The following is an 18,887-nucleotide window of genomic DNA, read 5'->3' on the forward strand; positions in this document are numbered from 1 at the left end:
TACCGGGTGCTGGAGGACGTCCACACCGTCAACGGCCCCCGCAAGCGGGACCCGGTGCTGACCGTGCGCCGGATCCTGGTCGACTCCACCGGCAACGCCGCAGGCCGGCAGGCCTGCGTACCGAGGTCGGCCAGGGCGACAGCCTTTGCCGCCGTCGGCGTCCGCGTACCCCTCGGTGACAGCGATTGCCGCGCAGGGGGCGGGGGAGCAGGTGGGCGAGGCCGGGCCGACCTTGTGGCCGAGGCGTGGGAGTTCGCCGTGGACGCGCCGGACATCACCTTTGATTCCGCACCGTGAATTCCAGATCGGACGCGATCTGGTTGATCATTTTGGTGGTGCCGGCGGGGTCGAAGAAGTGCCCGCCGGACACCGTGGTCAAGCTGAACGCCCCTGAGGTTTCCCGGTACCAGTCCCGCATGAGCTCGGGTGGTGCTTGCGTATCGTCTGTGCCGGCGAAAGCCCGCAGCGGCACCGCCAGAGGCAGCCCGCTTCGCGGCGGGCAGGTGCCGACGACGGTGAGGTCGGCGCGGACGATCGGCAGATACATGTCCAGCAACTCTTTGTTGTCGAGGATTTCCGCGGCTGTGCCGCCGAGCTCACGCAGGTAGGCGATCAGCATCTCGTCCGACTCGTTCCAGCCACGCACCGGCAGGCCTCGGAAAGGAGCGCAACTGCTCGCGGAGAACATGTGCGAGGGCTGCGGCAGGCCCCGCTCGCGCAGCAGGTGCGACACCGCCAAGGCCACACGCGCGCCCATGCTGAATCCGAAACAGGCATACGGCGGATTCAGCTCTCCCGCCATCGCGTCGGCAACGGCCTCGGCCAGCGGTCGCATGTCCCGGAAGGGTTGCTCCGCGAAGCGGTTCCCGCGGCCGGGCAGCTGCACGGCCACCACCTCGACGTACGGCGGAAGCAGGAACTGCCAGTCTCGGAATGAGGCGGCACTGCCACCCGCGTAGTGGAAGCAGAACAGGCGCAGTGCCCTGGCTTCGTGGGCCGGACCAAGCCGCTGGAACCACTTGGTCTCTGCCCCGCGCCGTGACCGAGCAGCCATTAGGCCCCCTTCGTACCCAGCCCGGCGGCGAACAGTTCGAACAACTCCGGTGGTCCGTCAAGGAACCGGTAATGCGCCCCCGGAAGCACATGGTGATCCGTATCTCCGCACCGGTTCCAGCCACTCATTGTGTGGTGCTGGACTTCGCGGTCCTCACTCCAGCCAATGGTCGTGATCGGCATGGTCAGCCTGACGGGGTCGGGGACGACGTACCGTTTGTTGACCTCGATGTCGGAACGCAAGACTTCCAGCGCCAGTTCGAGAACCTCCGGGCTCGGGTTCCCGCCGCGGCCTTCGATCAGGATGCGGAGCTCGTCGGTCAGCCCATCGTCATCGAGTTCCAGGAACCGTCCGGTCGGGCCGTCCTGCGGCGCCACCTGTGAGGAAATGAACAAATGGCCCGGAACAGCCGGGTCTGTCGCCTCGGCCTGGACGGCTGCCTGGTATGCCGCCAAAGCCGAGCCGCAGTGCCCGAAGAAGCCGTACGGCCGGTCGAGGTAAGGCGCCAGGCCGGCCACAAGGTTCACGGCCAACTCTTCGTACGTGGTCGGCATCTGTTCGCGCATCCGGTTCGCGCGTCCAGGCAGTTGTACCGGCACGAGTTCGACACTGCCCACGCTGGACGGCCAACGGCCGTACATCCCTGCGCCGGTGCCCGAGTAGGGGATACAGAATATCCGGGCGGTGGCCAACGGATCGGGCTTGCGCAGCAGCCAAGGATTCATGCCCTTCATGACTTTCTCCCTCCGATGCGCCGCTTCGCGGTTATTGGGATGTGTTTGAAGCCCGAAACAAAGTTCGACCGCAGTCGTTCCGTCGGTCCGGCGGCCTGAAAATCATCGAAGCGTTCGAACAGCTCGTTGAACAGGATGCGAAGGGTCAAGCGCGCGAGTGAGTGACCGACGCAGTAGTGCGGCCCCACCCCGAAGGCGAGGTGCCTGTTGGGCTTGCGCCTCAGATTGAAAACCTCGGCGTCGGGGAACGCCTTTTCGTCACGGTCGGCCGCACCGAGCCATACCACCACCGCGTCTCCGGCGGCGATCGGCGTGTTGTGCATGACTACGTCCTGGGTGGCATAGCGCAGGAAGTGATTGACCGGCGATGCCCAGCGCAGGGCCTCCTCGGTGGCGGTCGCGTCCACCTCGGGGTGCGCGGCCCAGTCGTCAAGAACGTCCGTGCCGATGAACTGGGCCATGACGAAGTTGGGTGAATGCGGGGTGGTGACGTTCGCACCGAGCAACAAGCTGTAGCAGTTGGAGGTGATCTCCCCCGGGGACATATGGCGCCCCTCGAAAGTGGTCCCGATCAATACGCTGAGCAAATCGTCGCCGGGGTTGGCGCGCCGGAACTCCACGAGGTCCTGAAAATAGGCGAACAGCTCGCGGTGCGCGGCCTCCAGAGTGGCGGCCTTGCCATCTGGGCCCTGATACTCCGGATCGTCGGCGGCAATGCAGACCGTTGTCAGCCGGCTCAGCCACGGCCAGTCACGCCGCGGGATGCCCATCAGTGTGCCGCTGACGGCCATGGGGAGAGCCAGAGTGGCTTGAGCGAAGTCGAAGACTCCTCCGTCGCCGAGTGGTTCGATCAGTTCGACCAACAGACTTGTGATCATGTCGCGCTGCCGGTCGACAGCGCGCGCGGTGAGCGCCTTCTGGAGCCGGACCCGCATCTCGGTGTGCCGGGGCGGGTCGGTCACGGCGAGCTGCCGTCCACCCGCAGGGTCGTCGTGTCCGAGCAGGTCCACGAGAGTGCCGCGTTCGGAGGTGAAGACGGCCCAGTCACGCAGGACGCGATCGGCGTCGTCGTAGGAGACGACCGACCAGAATCCGTTCTCGTCGTCCACCTGCTGCCAGTGCAGGGTGTCCAAGGCACGCAGGCGACGCCAGATCGCCGGAGCGTCACCGTCGCTGTACAGCATCGGATCAACGAGGTCGATTCCGCCGTTGTGGACCGGGCAGCCCGGTATTCGCGCCGAGTGGATGGAGTCAGACGTCGTCACGAGTGATCTCCCGGCTGAGGTCGGAGATCTGAGCGGCCAGCTCGCCGATGGTCGGTTGCAGGTACAGGGTCCGGGCGGCCAGCTTGACCTGGAACTCGCGCTGCATCCGGCTGAGCAGCTCCGCGGCGAGCAGTGAGTGCCCGCCGAGTTCGAAGAAGTCGTCCTCGACCCCGATCGGCTCGACGTTCAGCGCCTCACCCCACAACTCCGTCAGGCGTTGTTCGAGACTGTCGCGGGCCGGGACGTATTCGTTCCAAACCGAACGCGCGATGGCGCTGTTGGCCGGCAGCGCCCGGCGATTCACCTTGCCGCTGGCAGTCAACGGAAGCGCGTCGCGGACCAGGATCGCGGCCGGCAGCGAGTACGCGGGCAACGTCGTGGCCAGATGGGTTCGCAGGCGGACCGCGAGATCGGCATGGCTTCGCACCTCCCCACCTCGTGCCTCGACGTACGCGATGAGGCGAGGATCCCCCGAGGGGTCGCGCTGCGCCACGACGGCGGCCAGCCGCACGTCCGGGTGAGCCAGCAACTCGGTCTCGACGGCGCCGGGCTCCACCCGGTATCCGCGGATTTTGACCTGGCCGTCGCGCCGGCCATGGAAGAGCAGCGTGCCGTCCTCGGTCCAGCTGACCAGGTCGCCGGTCCGGTACATGCGTCGGCCCGGCCGGTCGGTGAACGGGTCTGGAAGGAAGCGTTCGGCGGTGGACGCGGGGTCGCCCACGTAACCGAGGGCGACACCCTCGCCGCTGGCCCACAGCTCGCCGCGCACACCGATCGGAACCAACCGCATCCGGGAGTCCATGACGGCGACCGAAGTCCCGGCGATCGGCCGGCCGATCGGCACGGGATCTCCACCGGTCGGGCCGTCGGCGACCCAGCATGTCGTGAAGGTGGTGTTCTCGGTCGGACCGTAACCGTTGGTGAACGTCAGGCCGGGCTGGGCGGCCAGCAGATGGTTGAGGTGAGCCGGAGAAATCACGTCGCCGCCGGCGATCAGCCGTCGGACGTCGGCCAGCGCCCGCGGCCGGGCGGCGACGAGCTGGTGGAAGAGCCCAGCAGTCAGCCAAAGCACGCTGACCCTCTCGGCGGCCAGGGTGTCGGCGAGGGTATCAATGTCCATCGGCCCGGGCGGGAGGACCGCCAACCGCGCGCCGTGGACAAGGGGGGCCCACAACTCGAGGGTGGAGGCGTCGAAGGCCAGCGGTGCCGCTTGCAGGAAGACGTCGCGGGGTATGGGGTCGAGCCAATCGGGGTCGGCGACCAGGCGGCTGACGGCGCGGTGCGGCACGAGAACACCCCGGGGCTGACCCGTAGTGCCCGAAGTGAAGGAGATATAGGCCGGAGATCCATGAGGGAGGTCAGGAAGCGTCGGCGGTACGGTCGTGCCCGCCGTGCTGTCGAACGGGATGGCCCGCACCCTGTCGGGCAACCCGACGGCCAGGTCCGGATCGGTCACAGCGACGTGCACATCGGCGGTGGCCAACAGCCGGTGCATCCGCTCGGCCGGATCGTTGAGATCCACGGCCAGGTACGCGCCACCGGCACGAAGCACGCCGAGCAGGGCGATCACGGCTTCCGGGGAGCGGGGCATGAGAACGGCGACGACCGAGCCGGTGCGAACCCCCGCCGTGCGGAGTTCCGCGGCCAGGGCGCCGGATCGATCCATCAGCTCGCGATACGTGACGTGGTCGCCTCCCTGGCTGAGCGCGACGGCATCGGGAGTCGACGCGGCTCGCTCGGCGATCAGCACTGGCACCGGACGCAGTTCCTTCGCCGGTGGGCCGGCCATGAAGCCGCGCACTGTCGCTTCGTCGGCTTCGGTCAGCAGATCGAGCCGACTCAGGCAGAGGTCCGGCTGCGCCGCCGCTCGCCGCGCCTGCCTGGCGATCGGCGTGTCACCTGCCGGCCGTACGGTCAGCGCTGCCCCGGCTTCTTCGGTGTCCGCGTCGGCAGCCAATACCTCGACGTCCACCGATCGTGCGTCACCGTAGTAGTCCACCTCGGGCGGCGCCGCGTCCCACTCCGCCGCTACCCGCTCGGCCAGAGCGACGAGCGTCGGATCGCCCGAGACATCCACATCCAGCGGTCCGCGTACCCCGTCCGCGTCCCGATACAGAACGCTCATCCGCTCGTCGCCCGTCCGCCGGTGAATTGCCGCGACCACTGTCGCGATCGTCGTAGCCGCGCTGGTCATTGGGACCTCCCGATCGCCCGCACCGGCAAGCGGTTGAAGCCGAACATGAAGTGGGAACACAGCCGTGAAGTCAGGGCTTGCTCCTGGTCTGAGACAGTCGGCTGGTCCGCGTGGACCGCGGTGTTCCGCCCGAACAGTGTGATGGCGCTGGATTTGCTCACGGATGACTCTTCTTTTCGTCCTGAGCACCAGATTCTTGAAGATGATGCGGACGATGCGGTGTGTTCCACGTTCTTATCGCGGTTCATCGACTATCGACCTGATCAGGCTGACCGGCCTTATGTCCGTCCAGTGCGCGGAAACGTATTCAAGGCAGTTCTTTCGAGTTTCCTGGCCGTACACCACCTTCCAGCCGGCCGGTACCGCGCCGAAGGCGGGCCACAGCGAATGCTGGTTCTCGTCGTTCACCAGAACCAGACATGTGCCTTCTTCATCGTCGAAAGGATTCGCCACGGATTCTCCTGAGAAATCGATCAAACGGCCGTCAGCGTAACAGTGACGATAATCAGCCGTCACCGTTGCGGCAGCTGGATAAATTGCCTCGCATCGGGTGTGTCCCGCCGGCGAGACACCGGCGTCGGTGTAATGGGATATCGCTATTCCTGATCGCCGTTTCGAACCGCTCAGCTCATGGCAGGCACGGTCTCGCCGGTCATGTCGCCGAGCGCCACCACGATCTTCCGCGGCCCGGTGAAGGGACTGCGTGAGTGCGCGACCAGCATGTTGTCGATGACGAGGACGTCACCCTCCTGCCAGGTGAAGGCGACCGATTCCCGGTCCATCAGGTCGCGGACCTCGTCCACCAGGGCGTCGTCGATGACAGTGCCGTCGCCCCAGAAGACGTTGCGCGGCATCCCCTGGTCGCCGCAGATCTCCAGCAGCGAGGAGCGCGTTTCCGGGTCCAGTGACGACGGGTGGTGCAGCGCCAGCTGGTTGAAGAACACGGCCTCGCCGGTCGCCGGGTGGCGCAGTACCGCCTCGGCCTGACGCGAGGTCCGCAGGCCTCCGTCCGGCGTCCACTCGAAGCTCGTCCCCTCCGCGGCGCACTTGCGCTCGACCTCGGCGGGATCGTCGGTGCCGAAGAAGCGCGACCAGCTGACGTCGACGCCTTCGATGAAGTTGCGGACATAACGGAGCTTCTTGGTGGCGAAGAGCTCGGCCAGCTCCGGACGCATCCGGGTGAGAACCGTCCGGCAGTCGACGATCGGCGTCTGGCCACCGGACCGCGGGGCCACGATGCACGAGAAGAACTGCCGCATCGGCCACTGCGGCAGATGCGAACTCTCGTTGTGGAACAGGATCGAGAGGTCTTCCGGATACGGTGTCGACTTGTATACGCGGGCCGAGTCGCCCTCTCGCGGAAGGTCCCCGTACTCGGGGAAGAGGGTGCTGCAGATCGCCGAGGCGGCCAGTTCGAACTTCTCCACCGAACCGGCGTGGAACCCCCTGAGCAGGACCGCGCCGTGCCGCAGCAGCTGTGCCTCGAGGTCTTCCCGGTTCGCGCGCAGCCAGCCGGGCAGGTCGACGCCGGGACCGGCCGGAGTGATGAGGACGGGGGTCGTCGGTGACTCCGGCAGGAAGCCGATGTGCACCGCATCCCCGGCCGGTATCCGCACCTGCCGCCGAGTCGCGCCCAGAAGGGAGCGCGGACCCGGTGTCCTGGAAGTCGCTTCGTTCATGTCCTGGTCCTCATTTCCTCGGCGCTGAACCCGGCCGTGCTCTGTGTCATGCGTCGATCTCCCGTCGGATCAGCTCGGCGAGTTCCTCCACCGCGGGCTGTCGCATGATGCCGTGGTGGGTCGTCGCCACCGAGGTGAAGCCGAGCTCGGGTCCGACCACCGATCCCCAGCCCCACGTACGGTCCGGATCCTGCGGCTCGTCGGCCGGCTCGGCGCGCACCAGCAGCACCGGGAAGTCGGCGCGGCCCAGTTCGCCCTGCTCCTGCACGAGGTGGCGGTCCAGCGCGGTCATGTTGGTCATGTAGACGTCCAGCAGGTTCTTCAGCTCCGCCTCACCGGAGTCGGGAGGCAGCCGCCCCACGTCCTGGAGGGCCTTGAGCAGTTCCTGATGACCGAGCCGGCCGACCGACTCCTCCGGCAGGTCCAGCTGGTAATGGAAGGCGAAGCGGCGCAGGAGATAGTCGTCGGGCTGCCGGGCCAGGGCGTTCTCCGCGTTCCCGGGGACCCCGCAGTTGACGATGATCAGCTGCGCCACCTCGCGCCCGGCACGGCGCAGCGCCTGGGCCGTGGCATAGGCCATGACGCCGCCGAAGCACCAGCCGACGATCACCGGAGCGGCGTCGCCGGCGGCCGCGATGTTCGCCGCGTACTCCTCGGCCATGGCGACGAAGTCGTCCTGCGGGGGCCTGCCGTGCAGTCCCCAGGCCTCTATGCCGTAGACCGACCGCTCCGCCGGGATCAGCCGGGCCAGCTCCCAGTAGCTGAGGGTGTTGCCCCCGCCGGGGTGGACGCAGAAGACCGGGGCCTGCTCCTGCGGGCCGCGGCCGGCGCGCAGCGGGACCAGGTTGGAGTCCTGGACGTCGCTCCTGCGCACCAGCTCCGCCATCGCCGCGACGGTCGGGGCGCTGAACACCGCGGACATCGGCAGGCGGCAGCCGAAGGAGTTGTTGATCTGGGCCATGAGTTTGATCGCCCGCAGCGACTGGCCGCCGAACTCGAAGAAGTCCGCGTCCGGGGAGGAGATGTCCTGGTCGAGGATCGAGGACCAGATCGCCAGCAGACGCTGTTCCACCGAGTCGCGCGGCCGGCCCGCCCGGGCCTTCGGCGGCGCGATCGGGGCGAGGGCGCGGCGGTCGAGCTTGCCGTTGCGGGTCAGCGGGAGCCGCTCCAGCACCTGCCACCCGGTCGGCACGAGGGCGGCCGGGAGGTGCAGACCGACGGCTGCTCGTACGTCCTCGACGGAGAGGTCCGCCGCGCCTGCGGCGGTGAGGTAGGCGTCCAGGTGCGTGACGAGTCCTTCGGCGTCCGCGCGCGCCACGACCGCGGCGGCGCCGACGCCGGGCCGGTCCGCCAGCAGCGTCTCGATCTCGCCGAGCTGTACTCGGTATCCGCGCAGCTTCACCTGGTCGTCGATCCGGCCGAGGATCTCGATGCCGTGGCCGGGCACCAGACGGCCGAGGTCCCCGGTCCGGTGGGCGTCCGCGCTGTCCGCCGTACCGAAGCCCGACGCGCCCTCGCGCAACCGGGCGAGGTAGCCGAGACCCACGCCGGGCCCGCTGATCAGCACCTCACCGGGGCACCAGGGCGGCAGCGCGGCACCCGCCGCGTCGACCACCGTCAGGGTGTTCGCCCCGAGGCCGGAGCCCACCGGGACCGAGGCGCAGCGTTCGTCGATCGACTCGGCCGGCGGGAGGCAGGCGGCGCCCACCGTCGACTCGGTCGGACCGTAGTGGTTGTACAGGCGCAAGGACGGCGCGATCTCCCGCAGCCGCTCGTACAGCGGACGCGGCAGCCGTTCGCCGCCGAGCACGAGAACCTCGCTCGGCAGGAGCGCGAGCGGATCGGCGGCGTCGGCCAGCAGCGCCGAGAGATGCGAGGGGACCAGCTTCATCGCGGCCGCGGGGTGCTGCTGGAACCACTCGGTGAGCACCGCGGGGCTCGTGGCGGTCTCGGTGGGGACGAGCTGGACGCAGCCGCCGTCGGCCAGGGTCGGGAAGAGGGCCGTGTAGGCCAGGTCGGCGGCGAGGGTGGAGACCGCCGCGAACTCGGCGCCCTCGGACAGGGCGAGCGTCTCGCCGATCGCCGAGACGTAGTGCGCCAGCTGCTCGTGCCCGATGACGACGCCCTTGGGAAGCCCCGACGTGCCCGACGTGAAGATCACGTAGGCGGTGCCGGTGGCCGCCGCGCCGGAAGTCACCGCACGCCCCGGGTCGACGACCGCGTCGGCCGTGCACACGATGCGGACGGAGGTCTGGTGATCGGCCTTCGGATCGGGGGTGAGCAGCAGCGCGGGGTCGGCCTCCCGCAGGATCGTCTCGATCCGCTGCTGCGGCCACGTGGGGTCGAGGGGGACGAACGCCGCGCCGGCGAGCCAGACGCCGAGCATCGCGACGACCGTTTCCGCCGAGGCAGGAACGAACAGCGCGACCCGCTGCCCGGCCCGCACGCCGTGCTCGCGCAGCAGGTGCGCCACCGCGTCCGCGCCCTGCGCCGCGTCCCGGTAGGACACGACGGTCTCGCCGCAGCGCAGCGCCGGCTGCGCGGGCGTGCGCTCCGCCTGCCCGAGGAAGCGGTCGAGCACCGAGGCGTACGACGCACGGGGCCCGGCCTCGGCGTTCGGCGCGTTCGGCGCGGTGAGGCGCAGGCCGCCGACGGCGCGCTCCGTGCCGCCGGACACCAGGTCGGTCAGCTGATGTCCGAAGGCCTCGGCGACGAGGTCCAGGTCGGCCCGGGCGACGCGGCCCGCGCCGCCGACGAAGGTCAGGCGCAGGCTCCGCGGCCCGCGCACGCAGTCGAGGTGCAGCGCGCCAGGAGCTTCGTGGCCGGACGCACCGGCCGAGAGTTCCTCGGCCCACCGGTCCAGGCGGTGCCGGTACGAGAGCCGGCCCCCGTCCGCCGTACGGTGTGCGGCGGCCGCGGTCCCCGGGTCGACCTCGTTCTCGATCGCCGCCACGGAGCCGAGCGCGTCCTGCGACGCCCGCAGCGCGTCGGCGACCGGGGTGTCCGCGTCGATCTCCAGCCGTACCGGTACCGGACGCTCCAGCAGGCCGAGTACGTTCTCCAGGCCTTCGGTGGCCCGGCCGGCGCCGAGCACCAGCACGGGGTCGTCGGCGTCGGGGCAGTACCGGCCGTACAGCGAGCGCCAGAGCGCCAGCAGCACCGCCGCCTCGCTCACGCCGTACCGTCCGGTGAGCTCGTCCAGCCGGTCCAGAGCCGGCCCCTCGACGACGGCCGAGGCGCTCACCGGCTCGGCGGCCGGGTCCCGGAGGGCGACGGGCGTGAGGAAGGGCAGCGCCGAGGACGGCTTCGACGACTGCCGGGCCGCCTCGTCGGTCACCGGTGGCCGCGGCGACTCGTCCAGCACCTCACCGAGCCAGGCGGCGACATCGGCGTACTGCAGCACCGCGTCCTCGGCCGGGGCGGCCGTGTCCTCCAGCAGCAGGCCGACGAGCAGGGTCCAGGAGGCGTCGTCGACGCTCAGCCGCGGCAGGGTGAGAACCAGCCGCGTGCCGTCCGGACCGAGTTCGTGCTCGACGGTCAGCGCGCCGGCACGGAACACGGTGCGATCCGTTCCGGACCGCTCGATCGCGACCGGGCCCACCGGATCCACGACCTGGACGAGGGTGGGGAATCCCGCGAACTCGGTGTACCGGGTCCGCAGGCTCTCGTGCGTCGCGACCGCCGTCGCGATCCGGGCCTCCAGGTCCGGCACCGGTATCCGGGTGGCGGTGCGGACGGTGCGCACCGCCGTGCTCCGGGCCTCGCCCGACCGGGCGAGCTGTTGCGGGGAGAGCTGATAGCCCTCCTCCTGCGAGGTCTCGACGCTCGTCATGATGTCTGCTCCTGAATGGTCATGCGGGCTCCGGCGCGGCGACCGAGTCGGAATCGGTGGCGTGCGCCTCAAGGCGGCGTACCGTGCGCACGGGCGAGAACAGCAGGGCCAGGGAGGCCAGGAACGTCCCGCTCGCGGCCAGCACGATCGCCGTCCGCAGCCCGGTTCCGGAGGCGAGCGCACCGCCGAGCAGCGAGCCGAGCGAGAACGCGCCCAGGGCGCAGGTACGGGCCGTGGCGTTCACCCGCCCGAGCAGCTCGTCCGGGGTGGAGACCTGCCGGAAGCTGATCACCGTCACGTTGAAGACGGGGATGCTGAACTGGACCACGAAGGAGGAGGCCGCGACGACGGCGAGGGCCACCAGTGAGTGGCCGTGCACGGCCGCCAGGACGAGATAGCCCAGCCCGGGCAGCGCCATCGTCAGGATCAGGGTCGGGCCGACGCCGAACCGGTCGGTCAGCGGGCGGACCAGGAGGACGCCGACCAGGGCACCCACGCTGCCGACCGCGACGATCAGGCCGACCTGCTTCGAGCCCATGCCGAGCATCCGCAGCAGATAGAGGAAGAACACCGACATCAGGGCGCCGGAGAACAGATTGATGATCAGCGCGGCCGTGGTGAACCAGCGCAGCATCGGATGCCGCACGATCGCGGCGAATCCCTCGCGGATCGAGGCACCCACCGAGAGGGTCGCCGCCGCCCCGGGCTGGGGCTTCGGCCGCTCGTCGGCCGGCAGTCCCGCCACCATGAAGAAGGACAGGGCGTAGCTCGCCGCGTCCACCGCGATCGCCACCGGCGCGCTGAGCGCGCTGATCAGCAGGCCCGCCGCGCCCGGCCCGACGACCTGCGCCATCGAGCCCGACAGTTCCAGCTTCGCGTTCGCCTCGCCGAGCCGGTCCCGGCCGATCAGACCGGGTGTGTAGGACTGGTGGGCGAGGTCGAAGAACACGGTCATCACGCCGACGACGAAGACCACGACGAAGAGCTGACCGATGTTCAGCACATCGAGCCAGTGCGCGACGGGGATCCAGGCGAGGGCCGCGGCACGCACGACATCGGCGACGATCAGCACGGAACGGCGCGCCCGGCGGTCCAGCATCACGCCGACGAAGAGGCCGAAGAGCAGGAACGGCAGCGTCTCGAGGGCGACGAGCACGCCGGCTTCCATCGGCGTCGCGTGGAGCAGCAGGACCGCGGTCAGCGGCATCGCGACGTAGGTGATCTGGGAACCGAAGAGCGAGGCCGACTGACCCGTCCACAGCAGCACGAAGTTCCGTCGGCGGAACAGCGAAGCCGGCTTCTTCCCGGCGCTCGCGGCATCCTCGCTCATGAGCGCCACACCGCCGCACGGATCTTGGCTCGCGGTCGGGAGCGCCGGGTCTCGGCGTGTTGGTCCATCACAGTCTTCCTATCGGGTCGAGTTCGCTGCACGGGTGATCGAGGGCGTGCCCGGCGGTGTGGGGACGTGCCTGGACTTCCCCCGGGCACTCGGTCACGTGGGGTCAGGCGAGCGGCTGCTCCGGCGGGACACCGGGACGGGCCGGCACCCGCCGTCTTCCGGGGCCGAGCCCCGGCCGGGTCGCCGGCCGGTCCGGGTTCGCGTTCCGGCGAGCCGGTTCCAGGACGTCGACCTTGCCGAGGGGCCGGTCGGGGTCGGAGGTCAGCTCCGCGAGCAGCAGGCTGAGCCGCTCGGCCCATGCCCGGACCGTCTCGTGGTCGAACAGGTCGGTGGCGTACGCGATGATCCCCGTGATACCGGTCGGTCGCCCGTCCGGCTCGTACGACCCCCGCAGCAGGAAGTTCAGGTCGAACTTGGGCGATTCGTGTTCCGGGATGTCGAATTCGCCGATGTCGAGTCCGGGGAGTTCGAAGGCGACCTCGGTGTTGGTGTCGAAGGACAGCATGACCTGGAAGAGGGGATGGCGTGCCGCGGTCCGCGGCGGGGCGATGATCTCCACCAGGCGTTCGAGAGGGAGGTCCTGGTTCTCGAAGGCGGCGAGATCTGATTCCCGTACCCGGGTGAGGAGTTCGGTGAAGGTGGGGTCGCCGGAGACGTCGGTGCGCAGGACGAGGGTGTTGAGGAAGCAGCCGACCAGGTCGTGCAGGGCCTCCTCGGCGCGTCCGGCGACCGGCGTGCCCAGCGGGATGTCGGTCTCGCCGGTGAGCCGGGACAGCAGGACGGCGAGGGCGGCCTGGACCACCATGAACGGTGTCACTCCCGTCCGCCGGGCCAACTCCGCGACACGGACGTGGACTTCGGCGTCGACGGTGACGGGGACCCGGGCGCCGTGTCGGGCGGGGGTGGCGGGGCGCGGCCGGTCGAAGGGCAGGTCGAGTTCCACGGGCAGTGCGGCCAGGGCGTCGCGCCAGAAGGCGGACTGGCGGGCGACGGTGCTGGTGGGGTCGTCCTCGGAGCCGAGCAGGTCGCGCTGCCACAGGGCGTAATCGGCGTACTGGACGGGCAGTTCGGTCCAGGCCGGTGCGGTGCCGGCGGTCCGTGCGGTGTAGGCGGTGGCGAGGTCGTTGCCGAGAGGGCCGACCGACCACCCGTCGCAGGCGATGTGGTGCACCAGCAGCACCAGGACGTGTTCGTCGGGGCCGGTGCTGAAGACCTGTGCCCGTAGCGGGATTTCGGTGGCGAGGTCGAAGACATGTCCGGCGGCCCGGATCACCAGGTCTGTCACCTGCTCGTCGTCGGTGTCCGTCCAGGCCGACGGCAGCGTGACCGCGTCGGCGGGCAGGATCTGCTGGACGGGTTCGCCGTCGACGACCGGGAAGACGGTCCGCAGGCTCTCGTGCCGGCCCACCACGTCGGCCAGTGCCGCCGCGAACGCCTGTCGGTCCAGCGGTCCGGACAGCCTCAGCACCAACGGCATGTTGTACGCCGCGCTCGGCCCCGCCAACTGGCCGATGATCCACAGCCGTTGCTGTGCGAACGACAACGGCAGCGACTCCGGACGCACCCCGGCCACCAGCGCCGGACGCGAGGAGCCCCCCTCGACCAGCGCACCGGCCAGGGCGGCGACCGTCGGCGCCTCGAACAGCGTGCGGATGGTGATCTCCATCCCGAGCAGGGCGCGGACGCGGGCGACCAGCCGGGTCGCGAGAAGGGAGTGCCCGCCGAGTTCGAAGAAGTGGTCGTCGACGCCGACACCGGGCAGACCCAGCACCTCGGCGAACGCCGCGCACAGCATCTCCTCCCGCACGGTCGTCGGAGCGCGGTGGGTCGAGGCGACCGCGTAGTCCGGGACGGGCAGGGCCTTGCGGTCCAGCTTGCCGTTGGCGGTCAACGGCAGCCGGTCCAGGACCACGACCGCGGCCGGCACCATGTAGTCCGGAAGCGGCCCCGCGGCATGCCGGCGCAACAGGCCGGGCAACTGCGCGATCTGTTCCGGGGACTGCCCCGGAGCGGGTACCGCATAACCGACCAGACGCTTGTCACCGGGGATGTCCTCGCGGACCACCGCCACGGCCCGGGCGACACCGGGACACCGGGCCAGCACCGCCTCGACCTCCCCGACCTCGATCCGGAACCCCCGGATCTTCACCTGGTCGTCGGCCCGGCCGACGAACTCGAGGGTCCCGTCCGCCCGCCACCGCGCCAGGTCCCCGGTCCGGTACATCCGCTCGCCGGGCGCACCGAACGGGCACGCCACGAACCGCTCCGCGGTCAGTGCGGGACGGTTCAGATAGCCACGCGCCAGACCGGCACCCGCCACGTACAACTCGCCCGTCACACCGGGGGCCACCGGTTCCAGGCCGTCGCCGAGCACGAACACCCGCATGTTGAAGGTGGGTCCGCCGAGGATCGGCCGCGGTGTGGAGCGCGGTTCGGCGAAGACCTGGTAGACCGTGCACTCCGTGGGCCCGTAGAAGCTGAAGCTGCGGGTGCCCTCACCCAGCGATCCGAGCCACTCCCAGAGCGAGTCGGGCACGGCCTCGCCACCGACCACGAGCAGTGCCGGAGTACGGCGGCCGTTGTCGAACAGGCCCTCCGACACAGCGGCGGCCATGTGCGTGGGGGTCAGCTCCAGGAAGTCGACGTCGTGTGCGTCCAGCCAGGTCGCGAGGAGGCCGATGTCGGAGAGCACCTCCGTGCTCACGACGTGCAGCTCGTGTCCCTCCAGCAGGCACGACAGCTGGTCCCACACCGCGTCGAAGGATATGGAGGTGGTCAGCGCGACCCGCAGCGGGCGACGGTCCGACAGATCGGCGGCGCAGGCGAAGACCGACTCACGGTGAACGGTGATGAAGTTGGTGATGCTGTGGTGCGGTACGGCCACGCCCTTGGGAGTTCCGGTGGAGCCGGAGGTGTAGATGACGTAGGCGGGATGGGCGGGGGTCAGCGGGCCGGTGCGCTCGATGTCGGTCGGGTCGTGACTCCAGGCCGGGTGGGCGCTCAGCTCCTCCTGGACGGCGTCGTCGTCCAGGACCAGCAGGGGTGCGTCGGCCGGCAGCCATGCCGCGGTGGCCCGGAGCGTCACCACGTACGACGGCTTCGCGTCCTCGATCATGAACCGGACCCGTTCCTTCGGGTACTCGATGTCGATCGGGAGATACGCCGCGCCCGCCTTGAGTACGCCGAGCAGAGCCACGACGAGGTCGATCGACCGTGGCAGTGCCATGCCCACGATGTCCTCGGGGCCGACCCCGTGCTCGATCAGATGGTGCGCGAGCCGGTTGGCGCGGGTGTTGAGCTCGCCGTACGTCAGGGTGGTGCCGTCGAGGACGACCGCGGTGGCTTCGGGGGTGCGGGCGGCCTGGTCCTGGAAGAGCACCGGCAGGGTCGTGGGCGGGACGGGGCGGGCGGTGTCGTTCCAGGTGTGCAGCACCTTGTCCCGCTCCGCGGCCGAGAGCAGCGGGACCTGGTCGACCCGCTGGTCCGGGTCGGTGGCCAGGGTGTCGAGGACACGGGTGAAGCGTTCGGCGAGCTGCTCGACGCTCGCATGGTCGAACAGGTCGACCGCGTAGAAGACCGCGCCGGTCATTCCGGCGGGCCGGCCGTGCTCGTCGAAGCGTTCGCGCAGGTCGAAGGAGAGGTCGAACTTCGCCGCGGTGTCCGCGTCGGGCAGGACGCTCGTGCGCAGACCGGGCAGGTGGAGCACGGGATCGGCGTTGTTCTGGAGCGCGAGCGCGACCTGGAACAGCGGATGGCGGGCCATGGAGCGGGCCGGGGCCAGCTCCTCGACCAGGCGCTCGAACGGTACGTCCTGGTGCGCCAACGCGTCGAGCGCGTGCTCCCGCACCCGGGCGAGCAGTTCACCGAAGGACGGACCGCCGGACACGTCCGTGCGCAGGACGAGGGTGTTGACGAAGAACCCGACGAGGTCGTCGAGCGCGGTGTCGGTGCGCCCGGCCGTCGGGGTTCCGATCACGATGTCCTGGCCGGCGCCGAGCCGGGAGAGCAGCACGGCCAACGTGGCCTGGAGCACCATGAAGACCGTCGCGCCTTCGTCCCGGGCCAGTTCGGCGACCCGGGCGTGCAGCGCCGCGGGGATCTCCAGCGTCACGCTCCCGCCCTGATGCGTGGCCACCGCGGGGCGGGCCCGGTCGACGGGCAGCGGCAGTTCCTCCGGTATGTCGGCCAACGCGCCGCGCCAGTAGGCCAGTTGCTTGCTCAGCAGGCTCTCGGGGTCGGTCGCCTCGCCGAGCAGTTCACGCTGCCAGAGCGTGTAGTCCGCGTACTGGACCGGTAGCGGCGCCCATCCCGGTTCCTGGCCGGCCAGTCGCGCTGCGTACGCCACCGAGAGGTCCCGGGCCAGCGGCACCAGCGACCAGCCGTCACCGGCGATGTGATGCACGAGCAGCACCAGCACGTGTTCGTCCGCACCGGCTTCGAACAGCCAGGCCCGGAACGGCACTTCGGCCGAGAGGTCGAAGCAGTGGCCCTCCGCCTCGCTGATCGACGCGGTCAGGCCGGACGGCCCGACCAGGGCGGCCGGTACCACGGTGAGCACCTCGCCGAGCGCCTCGACCGGCACCACCCGCTGGTAGGGCCGTCCCTCGACCGACGGGAAGAGCGTGCGCAGCACCTCGTGGCGCCCGAGGACATCCCGCAACGCCGCGTCCAGCGCACCGGTGTCGATCGCACCGGAAAGCCTGATGGCCGCCGGGATGTTGTAGGTGGCGCTCGGGCCCTCCAACTCGTGCAGGAACCACAACCGCTGCTGCGCGGACGACAACGGCAGCGGCTCCGGACGATCCGCGGTCACCAGCGCCGGACGCGAGGGGCCTGCCCCGGCCAGCGCTTTGGCCAGGGCGGCGATGCTGGGGGATTCGAACAGCGTACGGATGCCGAGTTCGACCCCGAGCAGGGGGCGGATGAGGGCGACCAGCCGGGTCGCGAGCAGGGAGTGGCCGCCGAGAAGGAAGAAGTTGCCGTCGATGCCGACGGTGGACAGCTCCAGGTTCAGCACCTTGGCGAACGCGGAGCACAGGATCTCTTCCTGGACGGTCGTCGGAGCACGGCGGGCGGCCACGACGGCCTGGTCCGGTGCGGGCAGGGCCTCGCGGTCCAGCTTGCCGTCGGCGGTCAACGGCAGCCGGTCCAGGACCACGACCGCGGCCGGCACCAGGTGCGCGGGCAGCAGCCCGGCAGCGTGCTCGCGCAGGATCGCGGGCAGCCGTACGGTGGCTTCCGGGTCGAGGCCGGGGCCGGGCACCACGTAGCCGACCAGACGTTTGTCGCCTGGGATGTCATCGCGGGCGACTATCACGGCCTCGGCGATGCCGGGGTACCCCGCGACCACCGCCTCGACCTCGGCGAGTTCGCTGCGGAACCTGCCGGTCTGCGTCTGGTGGTCCGTCAGGTCGATGGGCCGGTCGGGGTCGGAGGTCAGTTCTCCGAGCAGGTGGTCGAGCTGCTCGGCCAGTGCCTGGACCGTGTGGTGGTCGAACAGGTCGGTGGCGTACTCGAGAAACCCCGTGATGCCGGTCGGCTGTCCCTGCGGACCGAACCGCTCCTCGAACTCGAAGTTGAGGTCGAACTTGGCTGTTTCGGGTCCGGGGATCTTGAACTCGCCGGTCTTGAGTCCGGGGAGGTCGAAGGCGGCTGCGGTGTCGGTGCCGATGGACAGCATGACCTGGAAGAGGGGGTGGCGTGCCGCGGTTCGTGGTGGGGCGATGATCTCGACGAGGTGTTCGAAGGGGAGGTCCTGGTTCTCGAAGGCGGCGAGGTCCGTTTCCCGTACCCGGGTGAGGAGTTGGGCGAAGGTGGGGTCGCCGGAGACGTCGGTGCGCAGGACGAGGGTGTTGAGGAAGCAGCCGACCAGGTCGTGCAGGGCTTCTTCGGTGCGTCCGGCGACCGGCGTGCCGAGCGGGATGTCGGTGCCGCCGCCGAGTCGCGACAGCACGACGGCCAGGGCGGCCTGGACGACCATGAACGGTGTCACGCCGGTCTGTCGGGCCAACTCCGTGATGCGGGTGTGGACTTCCGCGTCGATGGTGATGGGTACCTGGGCGCCGTGGCGGGCGGCTGTCGCGGAGCGTGGCCGGTCGAAGGGCAGGTCCAGTTCGACGGGGAGTGCGGCCAGGGCGTCGCGCCAGAAGGCGGACTGGCGGGCGAGGGTGCTGGTGGGGTCGTCCTCGGAGCCGAGCAGGTCGCGCTGCCACAGGGTGTAGTCGGCGTACTGGATGGGGAGTTCGGTCCAGGCCGGGGCCGTGCGGGCGGTTCGTGCCGTGTAGGCGGTGGCGAGGTCCTTGCCGAGGGGGCCGATGGACCAGCCGTCGCAGGCGATGTGGTGGATCAGCAGCACCAGGACGTGTTCGTCCGGCCGGGTGGCGAAGACGTGGGCGCGCAGCGGGATTTCGGTGGCGAGGTCGAAGACGTGTCCGGCGGCCTGGACGGCGAGGTCGGTCACCTGCTCGTCGTCGGTGTCCGTCCAGGCCAGCGGCAGCGTGACCTCGTCGGCGGGCACGATGTGCTGGACGGGTTCGCCGTCGACGACGGGGAAGAAGGTCCGCAGGCTCTCGTGCCGGCCCACCACGTCACCCAGCGCCGCGACCAGCGCCTTCCGATCCAACGCCCCGGACAGACGCAGCACCAAAGGTATGTTGTACGCCGCGCTCGGCCCCGCCAACTGACCGATGATCCACAAACGCTGCTGCGCAAACGACAACGGAATCATGCA

At 70.0% G+C, this 18,887-nt stretch carries 10 protein-coding genes; 1 reads left to right on the top strand and 9 read right to left on the bottom strand.

Translation table 11 applies throughout. The features are described 5' to 3' along the window. Positions 1-6 precede the first annotated feature (6 nt). Positions 7-297, top strand: coding sequence for a hypothetical protein (locus tag OO70_RS53960; protein ID WP_043678194.1), 291 nt, complete (start codon positions 7-9; stop codon positions 295-297). Here OO70_RS53960 and OO70_RS30655 read toward each other — a convergent pair. The 9 genes from OO70_RS30655 to OO70_RS30690 all read right to left on the bottom strand — a co-directional run bounded on the left by OO70_RS30655 (position 275) and on the right by OO70_RS30690 (position 18,884). Then, positions 275-1,054 carry a thioesterase II family protein gene (locus OO70_RS30655; protein WP_051741751.1) on the bottom strand — a complete coding sequence of 260 codons (780 nt, stop codon included), beginning with the start codon at positions 1,052-1,054 and terminating at the stop codon, positions 275-277. The two genes, OO70_RS53960 and OO70_RS30655, sit on opposite strands and share 23 nt — an antisense overlap. Continuing rightward, positions 1,054-1,788 carry a thioesterase II family protein gene (locus tag OO70_RS30660; RefSeq protein WP_043678196.1) on the bottom strand — a complete coding sequence of 245 codons (735 nt, stop codon included), beginning with the start codon at positions 1,786-1,788 and terminating at the stop codon, positions 1,054-1,056. Before OO70_RS30660 ends, OO70_RS30655 begins: the two co-directional genes overlap by 1 nt. Next, positions 1,785-3,053, bottom strand: coding sequence for a cytochrome P450 (locus tag OO70_RS30665; RefSeq protein WP_234336977.1), 1,269 nt, complete (start codon positions 3,051-3,053; stop codon positions 1,785-1,787). Before OO70_RS30665 ends, OO70_RS30660 begins: the two co-directional genes overlap by 4 nt. Then, complete coding sequence (locus OO70_RS30670) at positions 3,040-5,247, bottom strand: non-ribosomal peptide synthetase (protein ID WP_234336978.1); 2,208 nt, start codon at positions 5,245-5,247, stop codon at positions 3,040-3,042. The genes OO70_RS30665 and OO70_RS30670 overlap by 14 nt, the downstream gene beginning before the upstream one ends. A 234-nt stretch (positions 5,248-5,481) precedes the next feature. After that, positions 5,482-5,700, bottom strand: coding sequence for an MbtH family protein (locus tag OO70_RS52830; RefSeq protein ID WP_078651620.1), 219 nt, complete (start codon positions 5,698-5,700; stop codon positions 5,482-5,484). Between the two features lie 170 nt (positions 5,701-5,870). Next, a complete protein-coding gene (locus OO70_RS30675; RefSeq protein WP_234336979.1) occupies positions 5,871-6,926 on the bottom strand; it encodes a TauD/TfdA family dioxygenase in 1,056 nt (351 codons plus the stop codon). Between the two features lie 46 nt (positions 6,927-6,972). After that, positions 6,973-10,758: a non-ribosomal peptide synthetase gene (locus OO70_RS30680; protein WP_043678199.1), complete on the bottom strand. Its 3,786-nt coding sequence runs from the start codon at positions 10,756-10,758 to the stop codon at positions 6,973-6,975. A 19-nt stretch (positions 10,759-10,777) separates the two neighbouring features. Continuing rightward, positions 10,778-12,088, bottom strand: a complete 1,311-nt coding sequence (locus tag OO70_RS30685; protein WP_043678201.1) for an MFS transporter — start codon at positions 12,086-12,088, stop codon at positions 10,778-10,780. 172 nt (positions 12,089-12,260) lie between these two features. Continuing rightward, complete coding sequence (locus OO70_RS30690; RefSeq protein WP_051741754.1) at positions 12,261-18,884, bottom strand: non-ribosomal peptide synthetase; 6,624 nt, start codon at positions 18,882-18,884, stop codon at positions 12,261-12,263. Between the last annotated feature and the right edge of the window lie 3 nt (positions 18,885-18,887).

The sequence above is a fragment of the Streptomyces xylophagus genome (assembly GCF_000716435.1).
Lineage (GTDB): Bacteria > Actinomycetota > Actinomycetes > Streptomycetales > Streptomycetaceae > Streptomyces > Streptomyces xylophagus.